We start from the raw sequence: 20,479 nt of genomic DNA on the forward strand, positions 1-20,479 counted from the left end.
GCCCAAAGCCATTCCCCATCAAGTCCAACTAGGAGATCCAACATGAATATCAGCGGCGAAATGATCATCGGCCACCAGATCCTGCGCGGCAGCGCCGGCGTCGCACGCGCCTACAATCCCGCCAGCAAGCAGGACCTCGAGCCCGATTTCGGCCTGGCGACGCCAGCCGACCTGGCCCGCGCCTGCGAACTGGCCGATGCCGCCGTCGAGCCGTATCGCGCCCTGCCCCTGGAATTCCGCGCACGCTTCCTGGAGACGATCGCCCAGCGCATTCTCGACCTGGGTCCGCTGCTGATCGAACGCGCCGGTCAGGAAAGCGGCTTGCCGGCGGCCCGCCTCGAGGGCGAACGTGGCCGCACCGTGAACCAGCTGCGCCTGTTCGCCAAGGTGGTCCGCGACGGCCACTTCCTGGGAGCGACGCTGGATTCGGCGCTGCCCGAGCGCACGCCGCCACGCTCCGACCTGCGCATGCGCAAGATTCCGCTCGGCGCGGTCGCCGTCTTCGGCGCCAGTAACTTCCCGCTCGCGTTCTCGGTGGCGGGCGGCGATACCGCCTCGGCGCTGGCCGCCGGTTGCCCGGTTGTGGTCAAGGCCCACAACGCCCACCTCGGCACCTCGGAGCTGGTCGGCAAGGCCGTGCTGCAGGCGGCGCTCGAATGCGGCATGCCGGAAGGCGTGTTCTCGCTACTGATCGGCGAAGGCAACCAGATCGGTGGTGATCTGGTGAGCCATCCGGCGATCCGCGCCGTCGGCTTCACCGGCTCGCGCGGCGGTGGCCTGGCGCTGGCCCAGATCGCGGCCAAGCGCAAGGAACCGATTCCCGTGTATGCCGAGATGAGCAGCATCAATCCGGTCTACCTGCTGCCGGGCGCGCTCGAAGCGGGCGGCGCCAAGCTGGCCGGCGCCTTCGTCGATTCGCTGACCATGGGCGTCGGCCAGTTCTGCACCAACCCAGGCCTGGTGATCGGCCTGGCCGGCCCGCAGCTCGATGCCTTCCGCGACGCTGCCGCCGCCGCGCTGCAACTCAAGCCGGCCGGCACCATGCTCACGGCTGGCATCCATCAAGCCTATGACAACGCCATCGGAAAGCGCACCGGCGTAAGCGGCGTGCAGCTGGTGGCCAACGGCAGCCAGGAAGGCCCCGGCTGCGCCGCACGTGCCGCCCTGTACCAGTGCGACGCGGCGACCTTCCTCGCCAACCCGGCGCTGGAAGAAGAGATCTTTGGACCGGTGTCCCTGCTGATCGCTTGCCGCAACGAGGACGAGATTCTGGCAGTTACCCGCCACCTGGAAGGCCAGCTGACGGCCACGGTGCACGCCGTGGAGACCGACCATGCGCTGGCCGGCGCCCTGCTGCCGCTGCTGGAGCGCAAGGTGGGTCGCATCCTGTTCAACGGCTTCCCGACCGGCGTCGAGGTGTCGTACGCCATGGTGCACGGTGGCCCCTTCCCGGCGACCTCGGATGCGCGCAGCACCTCGGTCGGCGCGACCGCGATCGAGCGCTTCCTGCGGCCGGTGTGCTACCAGGACGTGCCGGCCGGCCTGCTGCCGGAAGCGCTCAAGGACGGCAACCCGCTCGGGATCGTGCGTCTGGTGGATGGTGAAGTGAAGCTCGCGTAAGCACCACCACGCGGCCGCGCGTCAGCGGGTATTGCTGCGCGTGGCCACATCCAGCCAGACAGCGAGGGTCAGGATCAGGCCCTTGACGATCATTTGCCAGTAGGCGTCGACGTCGAGCATCGACATGCCGTTGTCCAGGCTGGCCATCACCAGCGCGCCGACCAGGGCGCCATGCACGGTGCCGGCGCCGCCGCGCATCGAAGTGCCGCCGATGAAGCAGGCGGCGATCACGTCCAGCTCCGCCGACACGCCGGCCGACGGCGAGCCGGCCGCCAGACGCGCGGTGTTGATCAGGCCCGCCAGCGCACACATCAAGCCCATCAAGCCGAAGATCCACAGTTTCACCTTGCGCACGTCGATGCCGGACAGGCGCGTCGCCTCCATATTGCTGCCCACCGCATAGATGCGGCGGCCGAACACGGTCTGGCGCGCGATATAACTGAATACCCCTAGCAGGGTCAGGAGGATCAGCACCGGCAGCGGAATGCCTTCATAGCTGTTGAACGTGGAGATCAGGCCGGCCAGCGCCACGCCGACCAGCGCCACGCGAGCCACCGAACGCCACAGCGCGATCACCGGCAGACCATGACGCGCCTGGTTGACCCGCTGGCGCCAGGCCAGCACGCCGGCCAGCACGAACAGCAGCACTCCCAGCCCGATCCCCCACGCCGGCGGCAGATAGGCCTGCCCGATCTGCTCGAAGCCCGGCGAGACCGGCGCCACGGTGGCGCCGTCGGTCAGGCCCAGCACCACGCCGCGGTAGGCCAGCATGCCCCCGAGCCCGACGATAAAGGACGGTATGCCCGCATAGGCCGTCAGATAGCCGTTGAGGAAGCCGCACAAGAGGCCAGCGCCCAGCACCACCGCGATCGACAGCGGCAACGGCATGCCGTGGGTGACGTCGAGCACCGCCGCCATCCCGCCCAGCAGGCCCAGGAGCGAACCGATCGACAGGTCGATCTCGCCGGCGATGATGACGAACACCATGCCGCAGGCCAGGATGCCGGTGATCGACATCTGGCGCATCAGGTTCGAGACGTTGCGCGCCGAGGTGAAGCCGCCCTCGGTCATCCAGTGGAAGAAGGTCCAGATCAGGGCGACCGCCACCAGCAGCGCCAGGATTTTATATTGAGTGAACAGCCGCTTGAGAGTCGATGTATCCATGGTGTCGTTAGCTTGTCAGGACTGGCCCAGGGCGGCGGCAAGCACCGTCTCCTGGCTCAGGTCATCGTTGAGAAAATCGCCGCGCAGCCGGCCCTCTTGCAGCACCAGCACGCGGTCGGACACGCCCAGCACCTCGGCCAGCTCGGACGAGACCATGACGATGGCGATGCCCTGGGCCGCCAGTTCCAGCATCAGGCGATAGATTTCGAACTTGGCGCCGACGTCGACACCGCGCGTGGGCTCGTCGAGGATCAGCACCTTCGGGCCGGTCAGCAGCATCCGGGCCAGCACCGCCTTCTGCTGGTTGCCGCCCGAGAGCGCCGTAATCGGCAGCGCCGGGCTGGCAGTCTTGAGCGCCAGGCGCGCGATCTGCTCCTTGACCGCACTGGTTTCCTCGCCGTCGTCGATGCGGGTCAGGTGCGCGTAGCGCTGCAGCACCGACAGCGTGATGTTTTCGCCCACCGACAGGTCACGCACGATGCCGTGGTGCTTGCGGTCTTCGGGCACCAGGGCAAAACCGGCGCGGATCGCCTTGAGCGGATCGGAGGTGTCGACCCGTTGTCCTTCGAGCCAGACCTCGCCCTCGTGGCGGCCCGGATAGGCGCCGAAGATCGCCGTCACCAGCTCGGTGCGGCCGGCGCCGACGATGCCGGCGATGCCGAGGATCTCGCCGCGCCGCACCTGGAACGAGACGTCGTCCACCTTCTTGCGGCGCGGGTTCTCGGGGTCGTAGCAGGTGATGTGGCGCGCTTCCATCACGACCTCGCCGATCGCGTGGGGCAGCGTCGGATACATCTGGTTCATCTCGCGTCCGCACATCTGGGCGATGATCCGGTCCACGCTCATCTGCGGCATCGGTGTCGTGGCAATGTGCTTGCCGTCGCGGATGACGACGATGGTGTCGCAGATGGCGGCCACCTCTTCGAGCTTGTGCGAGATGTAGACGCAGGCCACGCCGCGCGCCTTCAGGTCGCGCACCGTCCCGAGCAGCACGTCGATCTCGGAGGCGCTGAGCGAGGCCGATGGCTCGTCGAGAATCAGCAGACGAGCATTCTTGTTCAGCGCCTTGCCGATCTCGATCAGCTGCTGGTGGCCGCCACCGTAATGCTTCACCGGCAGCACCACGTTCACGTCCGGCAGGCGCAGGCCGCGCAGGATCTCCTCGGCGCGCCGGTTCATCGCCGGATAGTCGAGGCGACCGCCGGGCAAGGTGATCTCGTTCCCCAGGAAGATGTTCTCGGCCACCGACAGCTCTGGCACCAGCATCAGCTCCTGGTGGATGATAATGATCCCCGCTTCTTCGGTCTCGCGCACCGAGCGCGCGCGCAGCGGCTGGCCGTCCCACACGATCTCGCCATCCCAGCTGCCGTGCGGGTAGACCGCCGACAGCACTTTCATCAGGGTCGACTTGCCGGCCCCGTTCTCGCCGCACAGGCCGATGCACTCGCCTGGCCGGATCGCCAGGTCGATGCCATCCAGCGCGGGCACCCCGTCGAATCGCTTGGCGATTCCCTTCATTTCAAGCAGATAGCCCGACATCGCAAGACTTCCAAGGCGTGAAAAAATCCCCGGACCGCAAAGGCGGATACGGGGAAAGGAGAGAAGAAGGCTTATTTGCCGGCCAGCTGGCCCTGGGTATAGAACCCGTCCTTCACCAGCATGTCGACGTTCGACTTGGTCAGCAGGATCGGCTTGAGCAACACGGTGCTCACCTGCTTATAGCCATTGTTGATCTGTGAGTTATAGGCCGGCTTTTCATTGCGCACCAGTTGCACGGCCAGGGTGGCGGCGCTGGTGGCGATGGTCTTGAGCGGCTTGTAGACGGTCATGGCTTGGGTACCGGCGATCACGCGCCGCACCGCTGCCAGGTCTGCGTCCTGGCCGGATACCGGCACCTTGCCGGCCAGCTTCTGCGAGGCCAGCGCCTGGATCGCGCCGCCGGCGGTGGCGTCGTTGGACGCGACCACGGCGTCGATCTTGTTGCCGTTGGCGGTGAGCGCATTCTCGACGATGGACATCGCTTCGGAGGCGCTCCAGTCCTTGACCCACTGGCGGCCAACCACCTTGATGTCGCCCTTGTCGATCAGCGGCTGCAGCACTTTCATCTGCCCCTCGCGCAGGATCTTGGCGTTGTTGTCGGTCGGCGCCCCGCCCAGCAGATAGTAGTTACCCTTTGGTTTCAGGCCTACGATGGACTGCGCCTGCAGCTCGCCCACCGCCTTGTTGTCGAACGAGATGTAGGCGTCGACGTCGGCATTGAGGATCAGGCGGTCGTACGACAGCACCTTGATTTTCGCCTTCTTGGCTTCGCGGATCGCATTGTTCAGGACCGTGGCGTTATAGGGCACGATCACCAGCACGTCGACGCCGCGCGAGATCAGGTTCTCGATCTGGGCGATCTGGCGCTGCTCGCTGGCGTCGGCCGATTGCACATAGACCTTGGCGCCGAGCTTTTCGGCGGCGCCGATAAAGTAGTCGCGGTCGCGCGTCCAGCGCTCCAGCCGCAGGTCGTCGATCGAGAAGCCGATCTTCGGATTCTTGGCATCGGCCATGCTCGGGCCGGATGCGAACAGCAGCGCGCAACCGAGTCCGATCGCGGCGCCCATCTTCGTGAAGCCTTGTTTCATCGTTGTCTCCTTTATTGTCGGCGCGCGCTTAAGCGACGCGCCGTATTGACATTCTATTCGAGTCACGCGCCGTACCAGCCGGCGTCGACGAAGTACTCGCGGCCGCTGCAGCGGCGTGCATTGTTCGAAGCGAGGAACAGCGACAGCGCGGCCACGTCCTGCATCTCGACCCGCGCCGGCAAGCACTGGCCAGCCAGGATGCGGTTTTCTTCTTCTGGCGTATGCCACAACGCTTGCTGGCGCGGGGTGCGCACGGCGCCCGGCACCACGGTGTTGACGCGGATATGATCCGGCCCCAGGTCGCGCGCCAGCGCGCGGCTCAGGCCCTCGATCGCGGCCTTCGCTGTCATGTACAACGCCAGCTCGGTGTGCGGCAGGTGCCAGGAAATCGAGCCGAAGTTGAGGATCACGCCGCCCTGCTGGCGCCGCATCGAACCTACGGCAGCCTGGGCGCAGAAGAACTGGTGGCGCAGGTTGACCGCCATCCGGTTTTCCCAATAGGCCGGCGTCACGGCCTCGATCTGGTGACGATCGTCGTTGGCGGCGTTATTGAGAAGGATGTCGATGCCGCAGGCCTCCTGCTCGACGGCGGCGAAACTCGCGGCGAGCGCTTCGAGGTCGGTCAGGTCGCAGTGCAGGAAACGTGGTCCATGTGGCGCGCCGTGGAGCTCGGCGGCCAGCGCATGACCGGCGGCATCCGCGATATCGAGGAACCAGACGCGCGCCCCCTGGCCCGCAAACGCCCGCACCAGTTCACTGCCGATCCCGGAGCCGCCCCCGGTGATCACGACCCGCTTGTCGCGCAGGTCGGGATAGGTCGCGTAGCCCAGCGTCGGGGCAGCAGCTGCCGTCATGGTCGTCTCCAGATTATTCTGAGTATTATGGATGCGCCGGACACTCCCTTAACAGGAGTGTTAGCGCAATCATCTCAGTCTAATCGGGGCTTCCGACGGTTGTCAACGAATTACTGAAAAGGGTTTCACGGAGATTGGATTTGCCGGATGTCAGCGTGCTTTCGCCACCGACGGCAGGCGTGCCGGCGGGCGGATGCGCGGAGCGGCATCGGACTGGCGCCGCACCAGTTCGAAGTCCATATGGGTCTGTTCCGGCTCGGCCGGTTCGTCTTCGCGCAGTGCGCGCACGCGGCGCACCAGCGCCTGCACCGCCTCGCGCGCCATGCCGGCGATCGGCTGGCGCACGGTGGTCAGTTCGGGCCAGATCGTGGTGGCGAGCGCCGTATCGTCGAAACCGGTGACGGTCAGGTCGCCCGGCACATCCAGGCCCAGGCGATGCGCGACCGCCACGGTGGCGGCCGCCATGTCGTCGTTGCTGGCAAAGATCGCCGTCGGCCGGTCCTGCAGCGCCAGCAGCTGCTCGGCCGCGTCCAGGCCGGAACGGTAGGTGAACATGCCCTGCACCACCAGCTCGTCCGAGGCGTCGGCGCCCTTCTCGGCGATCGCCTTGCGGTAGCCATCCAGGCGGCGCGCGCTGGCGGTTTGGTTCGGATGGCCGACGATGAAGCCGATGCGCTGGTGGCCCAGCGCGATCAGGTGCCGGGCCATGTAGCGGGCCGCTTCGTAGTCGTCGATACTGACCGCCCCGACGCTCGGCGCCGGCGAGCCGCAGGCCACGACCACCGCCGGAATCCCTGCCTTGGCCACGCAGTCGAGCACGGCCACGCTATCGCACAGCGGCGGCGGCAGGATCACGCCATCCAGGCCGTTATTGATCAGGCGCTGGGTATGCTCGATCTCGTGGTTGCCGGCCTCGCACTTCTCGACGAACAGCTGGACGTTGTTCAGGCCCGACTGGTTGAGCAGGCCAACGAGGAATTCGCTCAGGTAGGCGGCGCTCGGATTGCTGTACAGGAAACCGACGCGGATCGGCTTGGAGCCGGCCAGGTTGCGCGCTTCCTGGTTGGGCGTGTAGTTCAGCGCCGCGACCGCTTCGGCCACCTTGCGCCGCGTGCTTTCACGCACCAGGCTCTTGCCGTTCATGACCCGCGACACGGTCATCGCGGACACGCCGGCGAGCTTGGCAACGTCCACCATGGTGGGTTTGCCCTGCTCCATCGATTCGCGGACGGCCTCGATGCTGGTTTTGTTCATGTGCGTGAATTTCTTTAGAAGTTAGTAATGTTGGTCGATGTTAGCATGATTACGGTTTTGCCATCGGGACCGCTTCCGATTTTACGGGTAAGGTTTGATTCCCGGGCGAAACGAGAAAACGCCTGGCGCGTTTGCGCTAACATAGGCGACACACAGTCATCATATCCCTAGCCGCGCTGCGCGGCGAGTGCCTCGCGGCCGGCCGCCTGGCCCTCTTCCATATGGCGCGCGATCGACAGCGCCGAAAAATCGTAGTCGCGCGCCGCCGTCTCGCATTCCGTGCCCTTGCGCACGATCCGGGTGATGCTGGGCCCGGCATCCTTGTCGCCCATCAGCTGGATATAGGTGGGCCACTGGCGCACCTGGTCGGCATGGGCCGGTGAAGTTGCATAGGCCAGGATGCCCTCGACCAACTTGCGAAAGTCGCGCACCAGCGATTGCTCGGCACTATCGCGCCGAATGCGTTCGGCGAACACGATCTCGTCGCGCCGGCCCAGCACTTCCATCAGGCTGGTGGGCAGCGAGCCGGTTTCTGGATACAGGTCGACGATGAAGATGCGCTTGCGCGCCGTACCCGAATGCTCCAGCAGCAGCTCAAGTGGCGAATTGCTGATGATGCCGCCATCCCAGTAGTGCTTGCCGTCGATCGTGGTCCAGGGAAATCCAGGCGGCAGGCTGCCGCTGGCCAGGATGTGGTCGGCGCTCAGGTCGTCGACGTAACTATCGAAGATTTCCAGGCGCGCCGTCTCGACATTGACCGCGCTGACCAGTAGCCGCACCGGGCTGGATTTGAGCGACCCGAAATCGACGTAGCGTTTCAATAACTCCTTGACCGGCGTCGGGTCGTACAGGCTGGTCCATGAGAGCGGCTCCATGCCAGTGAAAATTCCGCTCCAGCGCGGCCGAAAGAAGGCCGGTACGCCGAAGGCGAGCGTTTGCCACGAACCGAGCAGGCGCCGCGCACGGTCGTCGAGCAGCGCGTGCGCCGCCCCCGGCATGTCGATCGACAGCCTGCGCCAAAAATCCTCCAGCGCCTCGGCCGCATGACCCGGATTGCCGGCCATGATGACGCCGTTGAAGGCCCCGATCGACACCCCAGCGATGACATCGGGCTGGATCCCGGCGTCCTCCAGCGCGCGGGCGACGCCGCATTCGAAGGCGCCCAGCGCCCCGCCGCCCTGCAGGATCAGCGCGGTCTGGCTGGGGATGCGGGTGATGGAAAAATCCGGCTCGTGCAGGCGCCTGCAGGCCCAGCCGATATTGGTGCGGTAGCGGATCAGGGATTCGATCGCGCGCGTCTCGATCGCCGGCCGCCCCGTGGAAAACAGGGCGCGCGGCACCTCGTGGTCGAGGTAGAGGCAGGCCCAGGAGCGGGTTTCGGGGCGGCCCAGCCGGGCATGCTGGTGGCCGGCGTCGGGCTGGCCCAGGAACTGGAAGCCCTGCCCGAACAGATCGCAGGAGAAATACGGCACCTCGTCGTAGCGTAGCCGCATGCCAAGCATATTGCGCGCCGCCAGCCGTCCCTGCTTGACGGCGTTGTCCCAATGCTCGATGCGGTGGCGCAGACGGAACACGGGGTCCATGAAATTGGCGACGTCGCCCGCTGCCCACACCAGCGGATGCGAGGCTTGCAAATACTGGTCGACGCACACGCCGTCGTCCAGCGCCAGGCCGCTGTCGTGCAGCCAGCCGAGATCGGGCGCGACGCCGATGCCCACCCCGACCAGCTCGCACGGCAGCCGGCGCCCGCCTTCGGTCACGACCATTTCCACTCGGTGATCGCCATGAAAGGCGGCGGCGCTGTCGGCCAGCACCTCCACGCCCTGGCCAATGTACAGCGCGCGCAGGTAGTCGCTGATACCGTGGTCGTGCAGCTTGTCGAACAGGATGCCGTGGCGCGCCAGCACGGTCACCTTTGCACCCTTGCGCGCGAAGGCCGCGGCCATCTCGAGGGCGATGAAACCGGAGCCGACCACCAGGGCCCGCGCCGCGCCCTCCATCGCGCCACGCAACGTGCGCGCATCGACGGCCGTGCGCAGGTAGTGAATGCCGGGCAGCCCGGCGCCCGGGACGTCGAGGTGAACGGGACGCACCCCGGTAGCGACCAGCAGCCGGTCATAGCGGATCGTGCCGGCGTGATCGGTGCGCACCAGCTGGGCCTCGGCATCAAGGCCGGTGGCGCGTACGCCGGACAGCAGGGTCACGCCATTGTCATGAAAATACTCGGGCGGCAGCACCGTCGCCAGGGGCGGCGCGACATCCCCCTCGAGGAAGCGCGTCGAGAGTTGCGGCCGGTGATAAGGCGGGTCGCGCTCGTCCGCCACCATCACGATGGCGCCCTGTGCACCCTCCAGGCGCAGCGTCTCGGCGGCCGTGGCCGCGGCCAGGCCGCCGCCGAGCAGCAGGAAGCTCGCATGCCGCGTGTGGTCCTGCCCGGCCGGCTCCCCGGGATGTGGCTGATCCACCATCGGCCATCCTTTCGCAAGCGGCGTCGATGCGGGTTGGACCGCGTCTAGCCGGCGGCGTTCGCTCAAGATGGTTTCATAGTGACAAGACGCCACACCGGGCATGACGCGCGGGCCTCATCTCGCTATAATCTCGTCCTTCGCCCCAAAGGAAATACCATGTCCCTGCTTGCCCACGAGCTTGAATTGCTTTCGCCCGCCAAGACCGCCGAAATCGGCCGCGAAGCGATCCTCCACGGCGCCGACGCCGTGTACATCGGTGGACCGGCCTTCGGGGCGCGCCACAACGCCAGCAATCCGCTGGAGGACATCGCGGCGCTGGTCAAGTTCGCCCACGGCTACCGTGCGCGCATCTTCGTGACCATGAACACGATCATGCACGACAGCGAACTCGAGCTGGCGCGCAAGCAGATCTGGCAGCTGTACGAGGCTGGCGTCGATGCGCTGATCATCCAGGACCTGGGCCTGCTCGAACTCGACCTGCCGCCGATCCAGCTGCACGCCAGCACCCAGTGCGACATCCGCGGCGCCGAGAAGGCGAAATTCCTGGGCGACGTCGGCTTTTCCCAGCTGGTGCTGGCGCGCGAGCTGACGGTCGACCAGATCCGCAAGATCCACGCCGCCACCGACACGCCGCTCGAATACTTCGTGCACGGCGCGCTGTGCGTGGCCTATTCGGGCCAGTGCTATATCTCGCACGCCGACACCGGCCGCTCGGCCAACCGGGGCGACTGCTCGCAAGCCTGCCGCCTGCCCTACACCCTTTCCGACGGCCAGGGCCGCGTGGTCGCTTTCGACAAGCACCTGCTGTCGATGAAGGACAACGACCAGAGCCGCAACCTGGAAGCGCTGGTCGATGCCGGCATCCGCTCGTTCAAGATCGAGGGCCGCTACAAGGACATGGGCTATGTCAAGAACATCACGGCCAACTACCGTCTGCTGCTAGACGAGCTGCTCGAGCGCCGTCCGGAGTTCGCGCGCGCCGCCAGCGGCCGCACCCGCGTGATGTTCACGCCCGACGTCGACAAGAACTTCCATCGCGGCCACACCGAATACTTCGCCCAGGGCCGCCTGACGGACATCGGCGCCTTCGACTCGCCGAAGTACGTCGGCGTGGAACTGGGCATCGTGGCGCGCCTGAACGGCGACAGCTTCGACATCGTCACCACGGCGCCGATGGCCAACGGCGACGGCCTGAACTACATGAACAAGCGCGACACCTGCGGCATCCAGGCTAACCGCGCCGAGAAGCTGGGCGAGGAAGCCGAGGGCCAGCGCTGGCGCGTGTTCCCCAACGAGCCGATGCAGTCCCTGACCGGCTTGAAGGTGGGCACCGTGATCCACCGCAACCGCGACCACCAGTGGGAAGCCACGCTCAATAAAAAATCGTCCGAGCGCAAGGTGGCGGTCGACCTGATCCTGAGCGAAGTGCCGGGCGGCCTGCGCCTGGACATCGTCGACGAAGACGGCATCGCATCGAGCGCCGAAGCCATGCTCGAACTGCAGCCGGCCCAGCAGGCGGCCCAGGCCGACGCCGGGCTGCGCGCCAGCCTGGCCAAGCTGGGTAACACGATGTTCGAAGCCGGCCACGTCGCCCTGCATCTGAGCCAGCCGTGGTTCGTGCCGAGCGCCGCCATCAACGCCCTGCGCCGCGACGCCATCGCCGCGCACGAAACGGCGCGCCTGGCGGCCTGGGAGCGCCCGCAGCGCAAGGCGTCGGTGCAACCGCCGCCCGTCTACCCGGACACCCAGCTCAGCTACCTGGCCAACGTCTACAACGAGAAAGCACGCGCCTTTTATCACAAGCACGGCGTGCAGCTGATCGACGCCGCGTATGAAGCGCACGAGGAAGCCGGCGAAGTGTCGCTGATGATTACCAAGCACTGCCTGCGCTTCTCGTTCAACCTGTGCCCCAAACAGGCCAAGGGCGTGCAAGGCGTGCAGGGCCAGGTGAAGGCCGAGCCGATGACGCTGGTCAGCGGCGACGAGAAGTACACGCTGCGCTTCGATTGCAAGCCGTGCGAGATGCACGTGGTGGGCGCCATGAAGACGAACATCCTCAAATCGCCGCCGCCGTCGAATGTGGCCTATACGCCGTTGACCTTCCACCGCCAGCGTCCGCGCGACCCGGCGGGATCGAAGGCGTAAGCGGCGATGCTGGATGTGGCGATGTGCGCCGCCAAGTTAGCGTAAAAACGTCGTTCCCGCGCAGGCGGGAACCTAAGTTTTGCAAGCGTTTCGACTACGTCGAGGACTTAGGTTCCCGCCTGCGCGGGAACGACGTGGTGGCGGCTCGGTTGCAACGTAGCGACCGTTCATAGCTTCACTGCATTCGCCTGGTGGGCACCGTTTTCACTTCCGGACTATTGTGCAATCCGCCGCGATTTTTCGGCATGGGCGGCGCGGTCGTCCGCGTCCATACTGGCTCCACTGTCCAACCACACCACGGAGCCCACCATGAAAGACCAACTGTCCAAAGTCGTCCTGATCACCGGCGCCAGCAGCGGCATCGGCGAAGCCACCGCCCGCCATCTCGCCGCGCTCGGCCACCGCGTGGTGCTGGGCGCGCGCCGTACCGAACGCCTGGTGGCGCTGGCGGCCGATATCCGCGAAGCCGGCGGCAAGGCCGACGTCGCCCAACTCGACGTGACGAGCCTGGAAAGCATGCGCGAGTTTGTCGACTTCGCCATCGAGCGCCATGGCCAGGTCGACGTCTTGATCAACAATGCGGGCGTGATGCCGCTGTCGAAGCTCGATGCGCTCAAGATCGACGAATGGAACCGCATGATCGACGTGAATATCCGCGGCGTGCTGCACGGGATCGCCACCGTGCTGCCGGGGATGCAGGCGCGCCGCAGCGGCCAGTTCATCAACATCGCCTCGATCGGCGCCTATACGGTCAGCCCGACGGCGGCCGTCTACTGCGCCACCAAGTTCGCGGTGGCGGCCATCACCGAGGGCCTGCGCCAGGAAGTGGGCGGCGACATCCGCGTGACCCTGGTCTCGCCCGGCGTGGTGGAGTCGGAACTGGCCGATTCGATCTCGGACCCGCTGGCGCGCGACACGATGCGCGAGTTCCGCAAGGGCGCCATCAAGCCGGAAGCGATCGCGCGGGCCATCGCCTTCGCCATCGAGCAGCCGGCGGATGTCGACGTCAGCGAGATGATCGTGCGCCCGACGTCCAGCCCATACTGATCCACGGCGACATCAGGACGGGATCTTGAGTCCCTTCTTGACCGAGGGGCGCGCCAGGAAACGGTCCAGCGCGTCCCTCACATTGCCGAAATCTTCGGCGCCGATCAAATCCTCCGCCTCGTAGAAGTTCAGCAAACCATTAATCCAGGGGAATACCGCGATGTCGGCAATGGTGAAGTCGTTGCCCGCGATCCAGGTATGCTGGGCCAGCTGCGCATCGATCACGCCGAGCAGCCGGCGCGATTCGGCCACATAACGGTCGCGCGGGCGCTTGTCCTCGTAGTCCTTGCCGGCGAACTTGACGAAGAAGCCGAGCTGGCCGAACATCGGCCCCACCCCGCCGATCTGGAACATCACCCACTGGATGACGCGGTAGCGTCCCGCCACGTCGCTTGGAATGAGCTTGCCGCTTTTCTCGGCCAGGTAGAGCAGGATCGCGCCCGATTCGAACAGCGCCAGCGGCTGTCCGTCCGGACCGTCCGGATCGAGGATGGCGGGAATCTTGTTGTTCGGGTTCAGCGACAGGAAGGCCGGCGAGTTCTGCTCATCCTTGGCGAAGTCGACCTTGTGCACCTCGTACGGCAGGCCGATTTCTTCCAGCATGATCGGAATCTTGACGCCGTTCGGGGTCGGCATCGAGTACAGCTGCAGCCGCTCGGGATGCGCCGCCGGCCATTTCTTGGTGATGGGAAAATCGGAAAGCGTGGTCATGTCGTTGGCGCCTCTTCAGAAACCGCCGCGGCGGCAGAGTGCCAAGATACCAAAGATTCAATATGCCCGCTGCTCGCCAAGCGGCAGCGGGCCGGATCGCGTGGATCAGCCGAACAGCTTGTTGGCGGTCTTGGCGATCAGTTCGCCCTGGTGGCGGGCGCCGCCCAAGTCTTTCTCGCTCGGCTGGCGCTGGCCCTGGCCGCCGGCGATGGTGGTGGCGCCGTAGGGGCTGCCGCCGACGATCTCATCCAGCGTCATCTGTTCCTGGTAGCTGTACGGCAGGCCGACGATGGTCATGCCGAAGTGCAGCAGGTTGGTGATGATCGAGAACAGCGTGGCTTCCTGGCCGCCGTGCTGGGTGGCGGTGGAGGTGAAGGCGCCACCCACCTTGCCGTTCAGCGCGCCGCGCGCCCACAGGCTGCCGGTCTGATCGAGGAAGGCCGCCATCTGGCCCGGCATGCGGCCATAGCGGGTCGGCGCACCGACGATGATGGCATCGTAATGCTCCAGCTCGGCGACGGTGGCGACTGGCGCGGCCTGCTCGAGCTTGAAGTGGGCGCCCTTGGCGACGTCTTCAGGAACGGTTTCGGGAACCCGCTTGACGTCGACCGTAGCGCCCGCACTGCGCGCGCCTTCGGCGACGGCATTTGCCATCGTCTCGATGTGGCCATACGACGAGTAATACAGAACCAGTACTTTTGCCATCGACTTCCTCCATGTGTGGGATTCAGGACGGCCATTGTAGCGACAATGGCCGAATGTCCGTTTTCGGGAACACAGGGATTGTGCAGGCGAGGCCGCCTGCGCGCACTAGGCCTTAAGTCGGATCAGATCCAGTAGATGAAGGCAGCCAGCGCGATGACCAGCGCCACGCGGGTGATGTTGTAGGCGGTCTTGTTCCAGGCCTTGAAGCGGCGGCGGTACTGGCCGGCATAGAAGGAAATGCGGAACAGCTTGCTCACCAGGCCGACCTGGTCGCCGGACTCGTTGGGCGAAGCGGCGGCGGTCATCACGGTGCGGCCGAACCAGCGGTTGAAGGCCTGCATCCAGCGGTAGCGCATCGGGCGCTCGACGTCGCAGAACAGGATCACGCGGTCGCTCTCGCTGCCGTTGATCGCCCAGTGGATAAAAGTTTCGTCGAACACGACGCCCTCGCCGTCGCGCCAGCTGTGGCGCTCGCCGTCGACGTCGATGAAGCAGCGGTCGTCGTTCGGCGTGGCCAGGCCCAGGTGGTAGCGCATCGAGCCGGCGAACGGATCGCGGTGCGGATTGAGCTTGCCGCCCGGCGGCAGCTCGGCGAACATCGCCGCCTTGACGGACGGGATCGATTGCAGCAATGCATAGGTCTGCGGGCACAGGCGCTCGGCCGACGGATGGCTGGCGTCATACCATTTGAGGTAGAAGCGCTTCCAACCGTTCTTGAAGAAGGAATTGAAGCCGGCATCGTCGTTCTGCTCGGCGGCCTTGATCTTCTTGAGCGCGAGCAGGTTCTCGGCTTCGGCACGGATGATCGGCCAGTTCTCTTGCAGGCGCGCCAGTTCGGGGAACTCGCTCACCGGGATGAAGGGCGTGTTCGGCACCTTCGAGAACTTGTGCATGAAAATATTGATCGGCGCCATGAACGACGAGTGATCGAAGATCTGGCGACGGAACGGCAGGCGCACGCGCCCGCGGAAATGGATGTGCAGGATAGACAGAATATAGAAACCTACCACGACCCACTTCATCACATCCTCCATCGCAGCCACCCAAGCGGCTGACTCCCTTGATCAAGGACGCAGGATACCACAACGGCTACTGGGCCGTAGCAGCCCCGCCGACTTCCTGGAGAGGGAGGATGGCGCCGGCGCACGGGCTGAAAGGCCCGCCTGCCGGCGCTGGCGGTGGCAACACCGCCAGGAAAATGTCAGTGCAGCACCGACGTCATCGCATACCCTTTTTCGGCGATCTGGCCGCTCAGGTTATCGATGTCGAAATCCTCGATCTGGTCGGCGTTGTCGTCGACCTCGAAGGCACGGGCTTCGATCTCCCAATCGGTATTGGTGGCTTCTTCGGGGATGTTCTTGGCTTCGGGTACGGCCAGGTACGAGAACTTGCCGTCGTGTTCGGCTCTGCGGTAAATATCCAGGCGCATAGTCATTTTCCTCTAATCAATGCGCGCTTTCCGGATGAAAGCGCGCAGCTCCACAGTAGAAGATCAAGTGGCCATAGTCTGTTATCTGCCGAACATTCTGCCGAAGACTTAAGCAGGCTCGTCAGCGCGCCGGATTGTGACCGAGCACGCGCGCAGGCAGCATGACGATCGCGCGTAGCAGGTTGAACACGGCATCGACGCCGATCCCAAGCAGGCGGAACGGCAGCAACAGCAGCCACACCACAGGATACAGCAGCAGGGCAAGCAGCGCGATTGGCCAGCAAAGGAACAGCAGCACCAACCATACCAGGAAACTCAGCATCGTCTTTCTCCATGAAGAAGCATCATGGTGAATGTAGGCCGAAAAAGGTGCTGGGGCCAGCGGGGTGCGATAAACGGGAGGAAATGTGGGCTGAACGGTAGCAACGACCGATCAAGCCGCCGCATGCACGTCGCCCCCGCGGAGGCGGGGGCCTAAGTTTGCAAGCATAGCGATGACGCGTGCAGAACTTAGGCCCCCGCCTTCGCGGGGGCGACGGGTAGCGCTAACTCAACAATTTCGTGAAACTAGACGCCTGCGCCGACTATACCGGCCGGCGCCGAGGATCAGGCGTAGGTGGCCGCTTCCTCGACCGCCGGCGCATGCGCCTCGGTGGCCGCCTGCTCGGTCACGACCTCGACCTTGATCGACGCCTGCAGCGACGGGATCGAGCCGCCAGCGCGGTAGGCGAACGACATGCGCAGCAGGTCGCCAGCCTTGACCTCGACCGGACGGTACAGCGGCAGGGTCATGTAGTGGTTGAGCCAGTCGATCGTGGTCGCCTGTTCCTGCACGATGGCCAGCACGTTCTTGGTCACGAAACGCATCGCGTTCAGGGTGCCGCCCTGCTCCACCACCATCGAGCCTTCCCAGGCGATCAGGCTGTCGACCGGCTGGCTGAAATCGAGGATGCTGTACACGGCAGGCTGGGCCAGCTCGGCCGTGCCTGGCTGGACCACGCCGGTTTCCTGGAACTGGACGATCGGGGCGTAGAAGCCGTCGAAGTCATACGCTTGCTGGACCGGCTGGACCGCCATGATCACGGCTTCCGGCATGAACAGCGGCAGCGGACCGCCGAACTTGGCCAGGTAGCGGCGCTTGAACGATTCGATCACCTCGACCTGTTTTTCGCGCAGCATGCCGACATGGATCATCTCGCAGATCACGACGTCGACCGGTTCCGGCGGCAGGTAGTCGAAGGCGTCGGCGTGCACCACCTCGACCTTGTGGCCGTTGGGGTTCATCGCCAGGAAGCGGCGCGCTTCCTGCACCATGTCCGGGTTGAACTCGACGCAATACACTTTCGAGGCACTCTGGGCCGCGAAGAAAGAAAGCACACCAGTGCCACCACCCAGTTCCAGCACTTTCGCGCCGGGGAACACGGAATAGTGGATGGCATTCTTGAAGCTGTGCATCCGGTTCTGGTCCATCAGCATATTGTGATGGTAGTGGACTGGAATGAACTGCCCCAGGTAGCAGCTTTCGATTTCGCGTTCGTTGAGCATGGGTATCCTTGGTAATCGGTGGTCGTTTGACCGTAGAAGCATTATGGATACCATTGCCCTTGCGCAATTGGTCGAGCTAAGCGCGTTTTACCGTCCAATTCAGGATCGAATTGTCACGCGGGAAGGTTCAGCGGGTAGCGCCGCCCAGTTCCCTGGCCAGTTCGTCGCGTCCCGCCTGCTTGGCGATCTGGGCCGCGGTATGGCCTTCCGTATTCTTCAGCGCGGTGTTGGCGCCGCGGGCGACGAGGAGCCTCGACGTCGTATCCTTCCCCTCGCGCGCCGCCATCATCAATGGCGTAAAGGCGCCGCTGGCACGTGGCGACACGGCGTCGAGCTTGGCGCCTTGTTCGATCAGCAATTGCGCGATCTTGTCGTCGCCGCTGGCGGCGGCGTAGTGCAGCGCGGTCCAGCCCGGCTGGTTGACCTTGGCCCCTTTTTTCAGCAAGGCACGGACGACCTCTTCGTCGCGCTTGAAGGCGGCCATCATCAGCGCCGTATTGCCGTTGACCGCCTTGCGCTCGAGGTCGGTGCCCGGATGGCGCAGCAGTTCAAGGATCACCTCGCGCGAGCCTTCGCGGATGGCCAGCACCAGGGCCGGCTCGCCGCCCAGGGGATTGAGCTCATTGGCATTGACGACCGCACCGACCATCTTGCGCACCGTGCTGGCGTCATCCATCTGCACGGCGCGGAAGAAGGAACTCACCTGCTGGGGTGTTGGCGGCTCGACGGCGTGGGCGCCGGCGATTACGGCAAACAGCAAACTGGTGGCAAGCAAGCGGCGGATCGGCACGTGTCAGCTCCTGGCGGTCTGGAACAAGTTGAAGAAATTCTCGCTGGTGCGGTCGGCAACCTCGCGCAGCGAGACGCCCTTGAGCGTGGCGATGTACTCGGCCACGTGGGCCACATAGCCCGGCTCGTTCATCCTGCCGCGGAACGGCACCGGCGCGAGATACGGCGAATCGGTCTCGATCAGCATGCGATCGAGCGGCACAGCTTGCGCCACCGCCTGCAATTCCTTGGCGCTTTTAAAGGTGACGATGCCCGAGAACGAAATGTAGAAACCCTGGGCCATGGCGGCTTCGGCCACGGCCAGCGATTCGGTGAAGCAGTGCATGACGCCGGCCACGCCTCCCGCATCCGTGCCGGCGCCCTCTTCCTTCATCAGGCGGATCGTGTCTTCGCTGGCGGCGCGGGTATGGATGATCAGGGGCTTGCGGGTTTCGCGCGAAGCACGGATGTGCACGCGGAATCGCTCGCGCTGCCATTCCAGGTCGCCTTCGAGACGGTAGTAGTCCAGGCCGGTTTCGCCGATGGCGACGATCTTGGGATGGTTGGCCAGCTCGACCAGCTGCTGCACGGTCGGCTCAGGCGTGTCTTCATAGTCGGGATGGACGCCGACCGAAGCGAAGATATGGGGATGCTGCTCGGCCAGGGCGAGTACTTGCGGGAAGTCCGGCAGGTCGACCGACACGCACAGGGCGTGCGTCACCTTGTTCTCGGCCATCTTGGCCAGGATTTCGGGCATGCGGGCTGCCAGTTCCGGGAAATTGATGTGGCAATGGGAATCGATGTACATCCTGGCATTGTAAAGCCAGGTGGCAGGGAGCGCCATGCGGGCTACTACCGGGCAGTCGCCTTACTGCCCGTCCGGGGCCGAGAATCCATGCGGGGAAACCGTGGTCAATGCGGCAAACGTGGATAACTTGCAACAACGTAAAAAGATCGAATCGTGCGCGCAACAAAATTCTTCACTTATCTTAGTATGTGTCATATCAATTTTTTAACAACCGAAGAAATATCGCGATGAAAACTGTCTCACTCCGCCTCCTGCCCTGCCTCGTCCTGATGGCCGCTTCGTTCTCGGCATCGGCCGGCCCGAGCGTGACCCGGGCGCTTGAAGTCAAAGGCGTATTCAATGAAAAAGTCGGTCCCGCGCCGCAATGTGCGTCCACCCTCGGTGGCAAGCTTGCCGGCCATGGTGAGACGGCGGACGGAACGCCAGTCGCGTTCGTCGGCGGAGATTGCTTCGCCCAATCTGGCACGACATTCACCTTCAGCAACGGCAAGTTCGTCCTGCTGTTCCCGAACGGCGACCAGATCTTCGCCAACTACGGTGGCCAGTTCCTTCCCACCGGCGCAGGCACTGCCTACGTCATGAACGGCGGCACCTTCACCATCACCGGCGGCTCCGGCACCTATGCTCGCGCAACCGGCGGCGGCTATTTGAGCGGCACCGAGGACCTGTCTACCGGCGCCGGCACGATTGCGTTATCGGGTCGCGTTTCCTACAAGCCGAAATGATTGCTGAAACAGCGCCAGGCTGCGCTGACACAGCGTTGTAACGGCCCAAAGAAAAAAGAGCGGTATCTATCCCGCTCTTTCTACATCAGTCTGCGACGCGCTTGCCCAGAATAATCAGGTCGCGCTCGATCCCGTCGAGATTAGCAACGCGCGGGAAATTCGCCCAGGTCTCGAACCCGTATTTGCGGAACAACGCCAGGCTCGGTTGGTTATGACCGAAGATAAAGCCCAGCAAGGTATGCACCTTGACCTCGGGCGCAAACGCCATCGCCAGCTCCAGGCAATAGCGCCCCAGTCCCTTTCCACGCGCGCTTTCGGCGATATAGATCGACACCTCGGCCGTGCCCGAATACGCCGGACGGCCATAGAAATTAGAGTACGACAGCCAGCCCAGCACTTCCGGCTGCTCGCTCTTGTCCTCGGCATCGTGGATCACCCACAACGGACGCCGATCAGGCGTATGTTCATTGAACCAACCCACGCGCGACTCGACCGTAATAGGTGCGGTGTCGGCGGTGACTTCACGCGAAGCGATGGTGGAATTGTAGATATCGACGATGACCGGCAGGTCGTCGAATCGAGCCAGGCGATGGACGTAGGATGGCATGA

The 20,479-nt window shown here is 64.7% G+C and carries 19 protein-coding genes; 4 read left to right on the top strand and 15 right to left on the bottom strand.

The window, feature by feature from the left end:
• The first annotated feature begins 42 nt into the window (after positions 1-42).
• On the top strand, positions 43-1,620 hold the full coding sequence (locus FVD38_RS07840) for an aldehyde dehydrogenase (NADP(+)) (protein ID WP_147934301.1): 1,578 nt from the start codon (positions 43-45) through the stop codon (positions 1,618-1,620).
• 21 nt (positions 1,621-1,641) lie between these two features.
• Here the strand turns inward: FVD38_RS07840 and FVD38_RS07845 are convergent, their stop codons facing one another.
• From FVD38_RS07845 to FVD38_RS07870, 6 genes are all read right to left on the bottom strand, one after another.
• Complete coding sequence (locus FVD38_RS07845) at positions 1,642-2,784, bottom strand: sugar ABC transporter permease (RefSeq protein WP_147934302.1); 1,143 nt, start codon at positions 2,782-2,784, stop codon at positions 1,642-1,644.
• A gap of 15 nt (positions 2,785-2,799) precedes the next feature.
• The gene (xylG, locus tag FVD38_RS07850; RefSeq protein WP_147934303.1) at positions 2,800-4,323 is read right to left on the bottom strand and encodes a D-xylose ABC transporter ATP-binding protein; all 1,524 of its coding nucleotides are present in this window, start codon (positions 4,321-4,323) and stop codon (positions 2,800-2,802) included.
• 71 nt (positions 4,324-4,394) lie between these two features.
• Positions 4,395-5,390: a D-xylose ABC transporter substrate-binding protein gene (xylF, locus tag FVD38_RS07855; protein ID WP_147934356.1), complete on the bottom strand. Its 996-nt coding sequence runs from the start codon at positions 5,388-5,390 to the stop codon at positions 4,395-4,397.
• A gap of 83 nt (positions 5,391-5,473) precedes the next feature.
• Complete coding sequence (gene xylB / locus FVD38_RS07860; protein ID WP_147934304.1) at positions 5,474-6,265, bottom strand: D-xylose 1-dehydrogenase; 792 nt, start codon at positions 6,263-6,265, stop codon at positions 5,474-5,476.
• 150 nt (positions 6,266-6,415) lie between these two features.
• Positions 6,416-7,519: a LacI family DNA-binding transcriptional regulator gene (locus FVD38_RS07865; protein ID WP_147934305.1), complete on the bottom strand. Its 1,104-nt coding sequence runs from the start codon at positions 7,517-7,519 to the stop codon at positions 6,416-6,418.
• Between the two features lie 167 nt (positions 7,520-7,686).
• A complete protein-coding gene (locus tag FVD38_RS07870; RefSeq protein ID WP_147934306.1) occupies positions 7,687-9,987 on the bottom strand; it encodes an FAD-dependent oxidoreductase in 2,301 nt (766 codons plus the stop codon).
• Between the two features lie 156 nt (positions 9,988-10,143).
• On the opposite strand from FVD38_RS07870, the gene FVD38_RS07875 reads away from it, so the two are divergent.
• Positions 10,144-12,132 (top strand): peptidase U32 family protein, encoded by a 1,989-nt coding sequence (locus FVD38_RS07875; RefSeq protein ID WP_147934307.1) that lies wholly within the window; start codon positions 10,144-10,146, stop codon positions 12,130-12,132.
• Between the two features lie 309 nt (positions 12,133-12,441).
• Entirely contained in the window at positions 12,442-13,179 is a 738-nt protein-coding gene (locus FVD38_RS07880) for an SDR family oxidoreductase (protein WP_147934308.1), read from the top strand.
• A 12-nt stretch (positions 13,180-13,191) separates the two neighbouring features.
• On the opposite strand, the gene FVD38_RS07885 is transcribed toward FVD38_RS07880, so the two are convergent.
• The 8 genes from FVD38_RS07885 to FVD38_RS07920 form a co-directional block, all read right to left on the bottom strand.
• Positions 13,192-13,890: a glutathione S-transferase N-terminal domain-containing protein gene (locus tag FVD38_RS07885; RefSeq protein ID WP_147934309.1), complete on the bottom strand. Its 699-nt coding sequence runs from the start codon at positions 13,888-13,890 to the stop codon at positions 13,192-13,194.
• Between the two features lie 105 nt (positions 13,891-13,995).
• Positions 13,996-14,595 (bottom strand): NAD(P)H:quinone oxidoreductase, encoded by a 600-nt coding sequence (gene wrbA / locus FVD38_RS07890; RefSeq protein WP_147934310.1) that lies wholly within the window; start codon positions 14,593-14,595, stop codon positions 13,996-13,998.
• Positions 14,596-14,717: 122 nt separating this feature from the next.
• Complete coding sequence (gene lpxO, locus FVD38_RS07895) at positions 14,718-15,617, bottom strand: lipid A hydroxylase LpxO (RefSeq protein ID WP_147934311.1); 900 nt, start codon at positions 15,615-15,617, stop codon at positions 14,718-14,720.
• A gap of 179 nt (positions 15,618-15,796) precedes the next feature.
• Positions 15,797-16,024: a DUF6139 family protein gene (locus FVD38_RS07900; protein ID WP_123070333.1), complete on the bottom strand. Its 228-nt coding sequence runs from the start codon at positions 16,022-16,024 to the stop codon at positions 15,797-15,799.
• A 121-nt stretch (positions 16,025-16,145) separates the two neighbouring features.
• Entirely contained in the window at positions 16,146-16,346 is a 201-nt protein-coding gene (locus FVD38_RS07905) for a hypothetical protein (protein ID WP_147934312.1), read from the bottom strand.
• Between the two features lie 284 nt (positions 16,347-16,630).
• Positions 16,631-17,569, bottom strand: a complete 939-nt coding sequence (locus tag FVD38_RS07910; RefSeq protein WP_147934313.1) for a class I SAM-dependent methyltransferase — start codon at positions 17,567-17,569, stop codon at positions 16,631-16,633.
• Positions 17,570-17,696: 127 nt separating this feature from the next.
• Positions 17,697-18,359, bottom strand: coding sequence for an ankyrin repeat domain-containing protein (locus FVD38_RS07915; protein WP_147934314.1), 663 nt, complete (start codon positions 18,357-18,359; stop codon positions 17,697-17,699).
• A 3-nt stretch (positions 18,360-18,362) separates the two neighbouring features.
• Positions 18,363-19,145, bottom strand: coding sequence for a TatD family hydrolase (locus FVD38_RS07920; protein ID WP_147934357.1), 783 nt, complete (start codon positions 19,143-19,145; stop codon positions 18,363-18,365).
• 227 nt (positions 19,146-19,372) lie between these two features.
• Here FVD38_RS07920 and FVD38_RS07925 point away from each other — a divergent pair, with 227 nt between their 5' ends.
• Positions 19,373-19,870, top strand: a complete 498-nt coding sequence (locus FVD38_RS07925; RefSeq protein ID WP_147934315.1) for a hypothetical protein — start codon at positions 19,373-19,375, stop codon at positions 19,868-19,870.
• 85 nt (positions 19,871-19,955) lie between these two features.
• Here FVD38_RS07925 and FVD38_RS07930 read toward each other — a convergent pair whose 3' ends face one another.
• A complete protein-coding gene (locus FVD38_RS07930) occupies positions 19,956-20,477 on the bottom strand; it encodes a GNAT family N-acetyltransferase (protein WP_147934316.1) in 522 nt (173 codons plus the stop codon).
• Positions 20,478-20,479 lie beyond the last annotated feature (2 nt).

The sequence above is a fragment of the Massilia arenae genome (assembly GCF_008014745.1).
Classification (GTDB): domain Bacteria; phylum Pseudomonadota; class Gammaproteobacteria; order Burkholderiales; family Burkholderiaceae_D; genus Telluria; species Telluria arenae.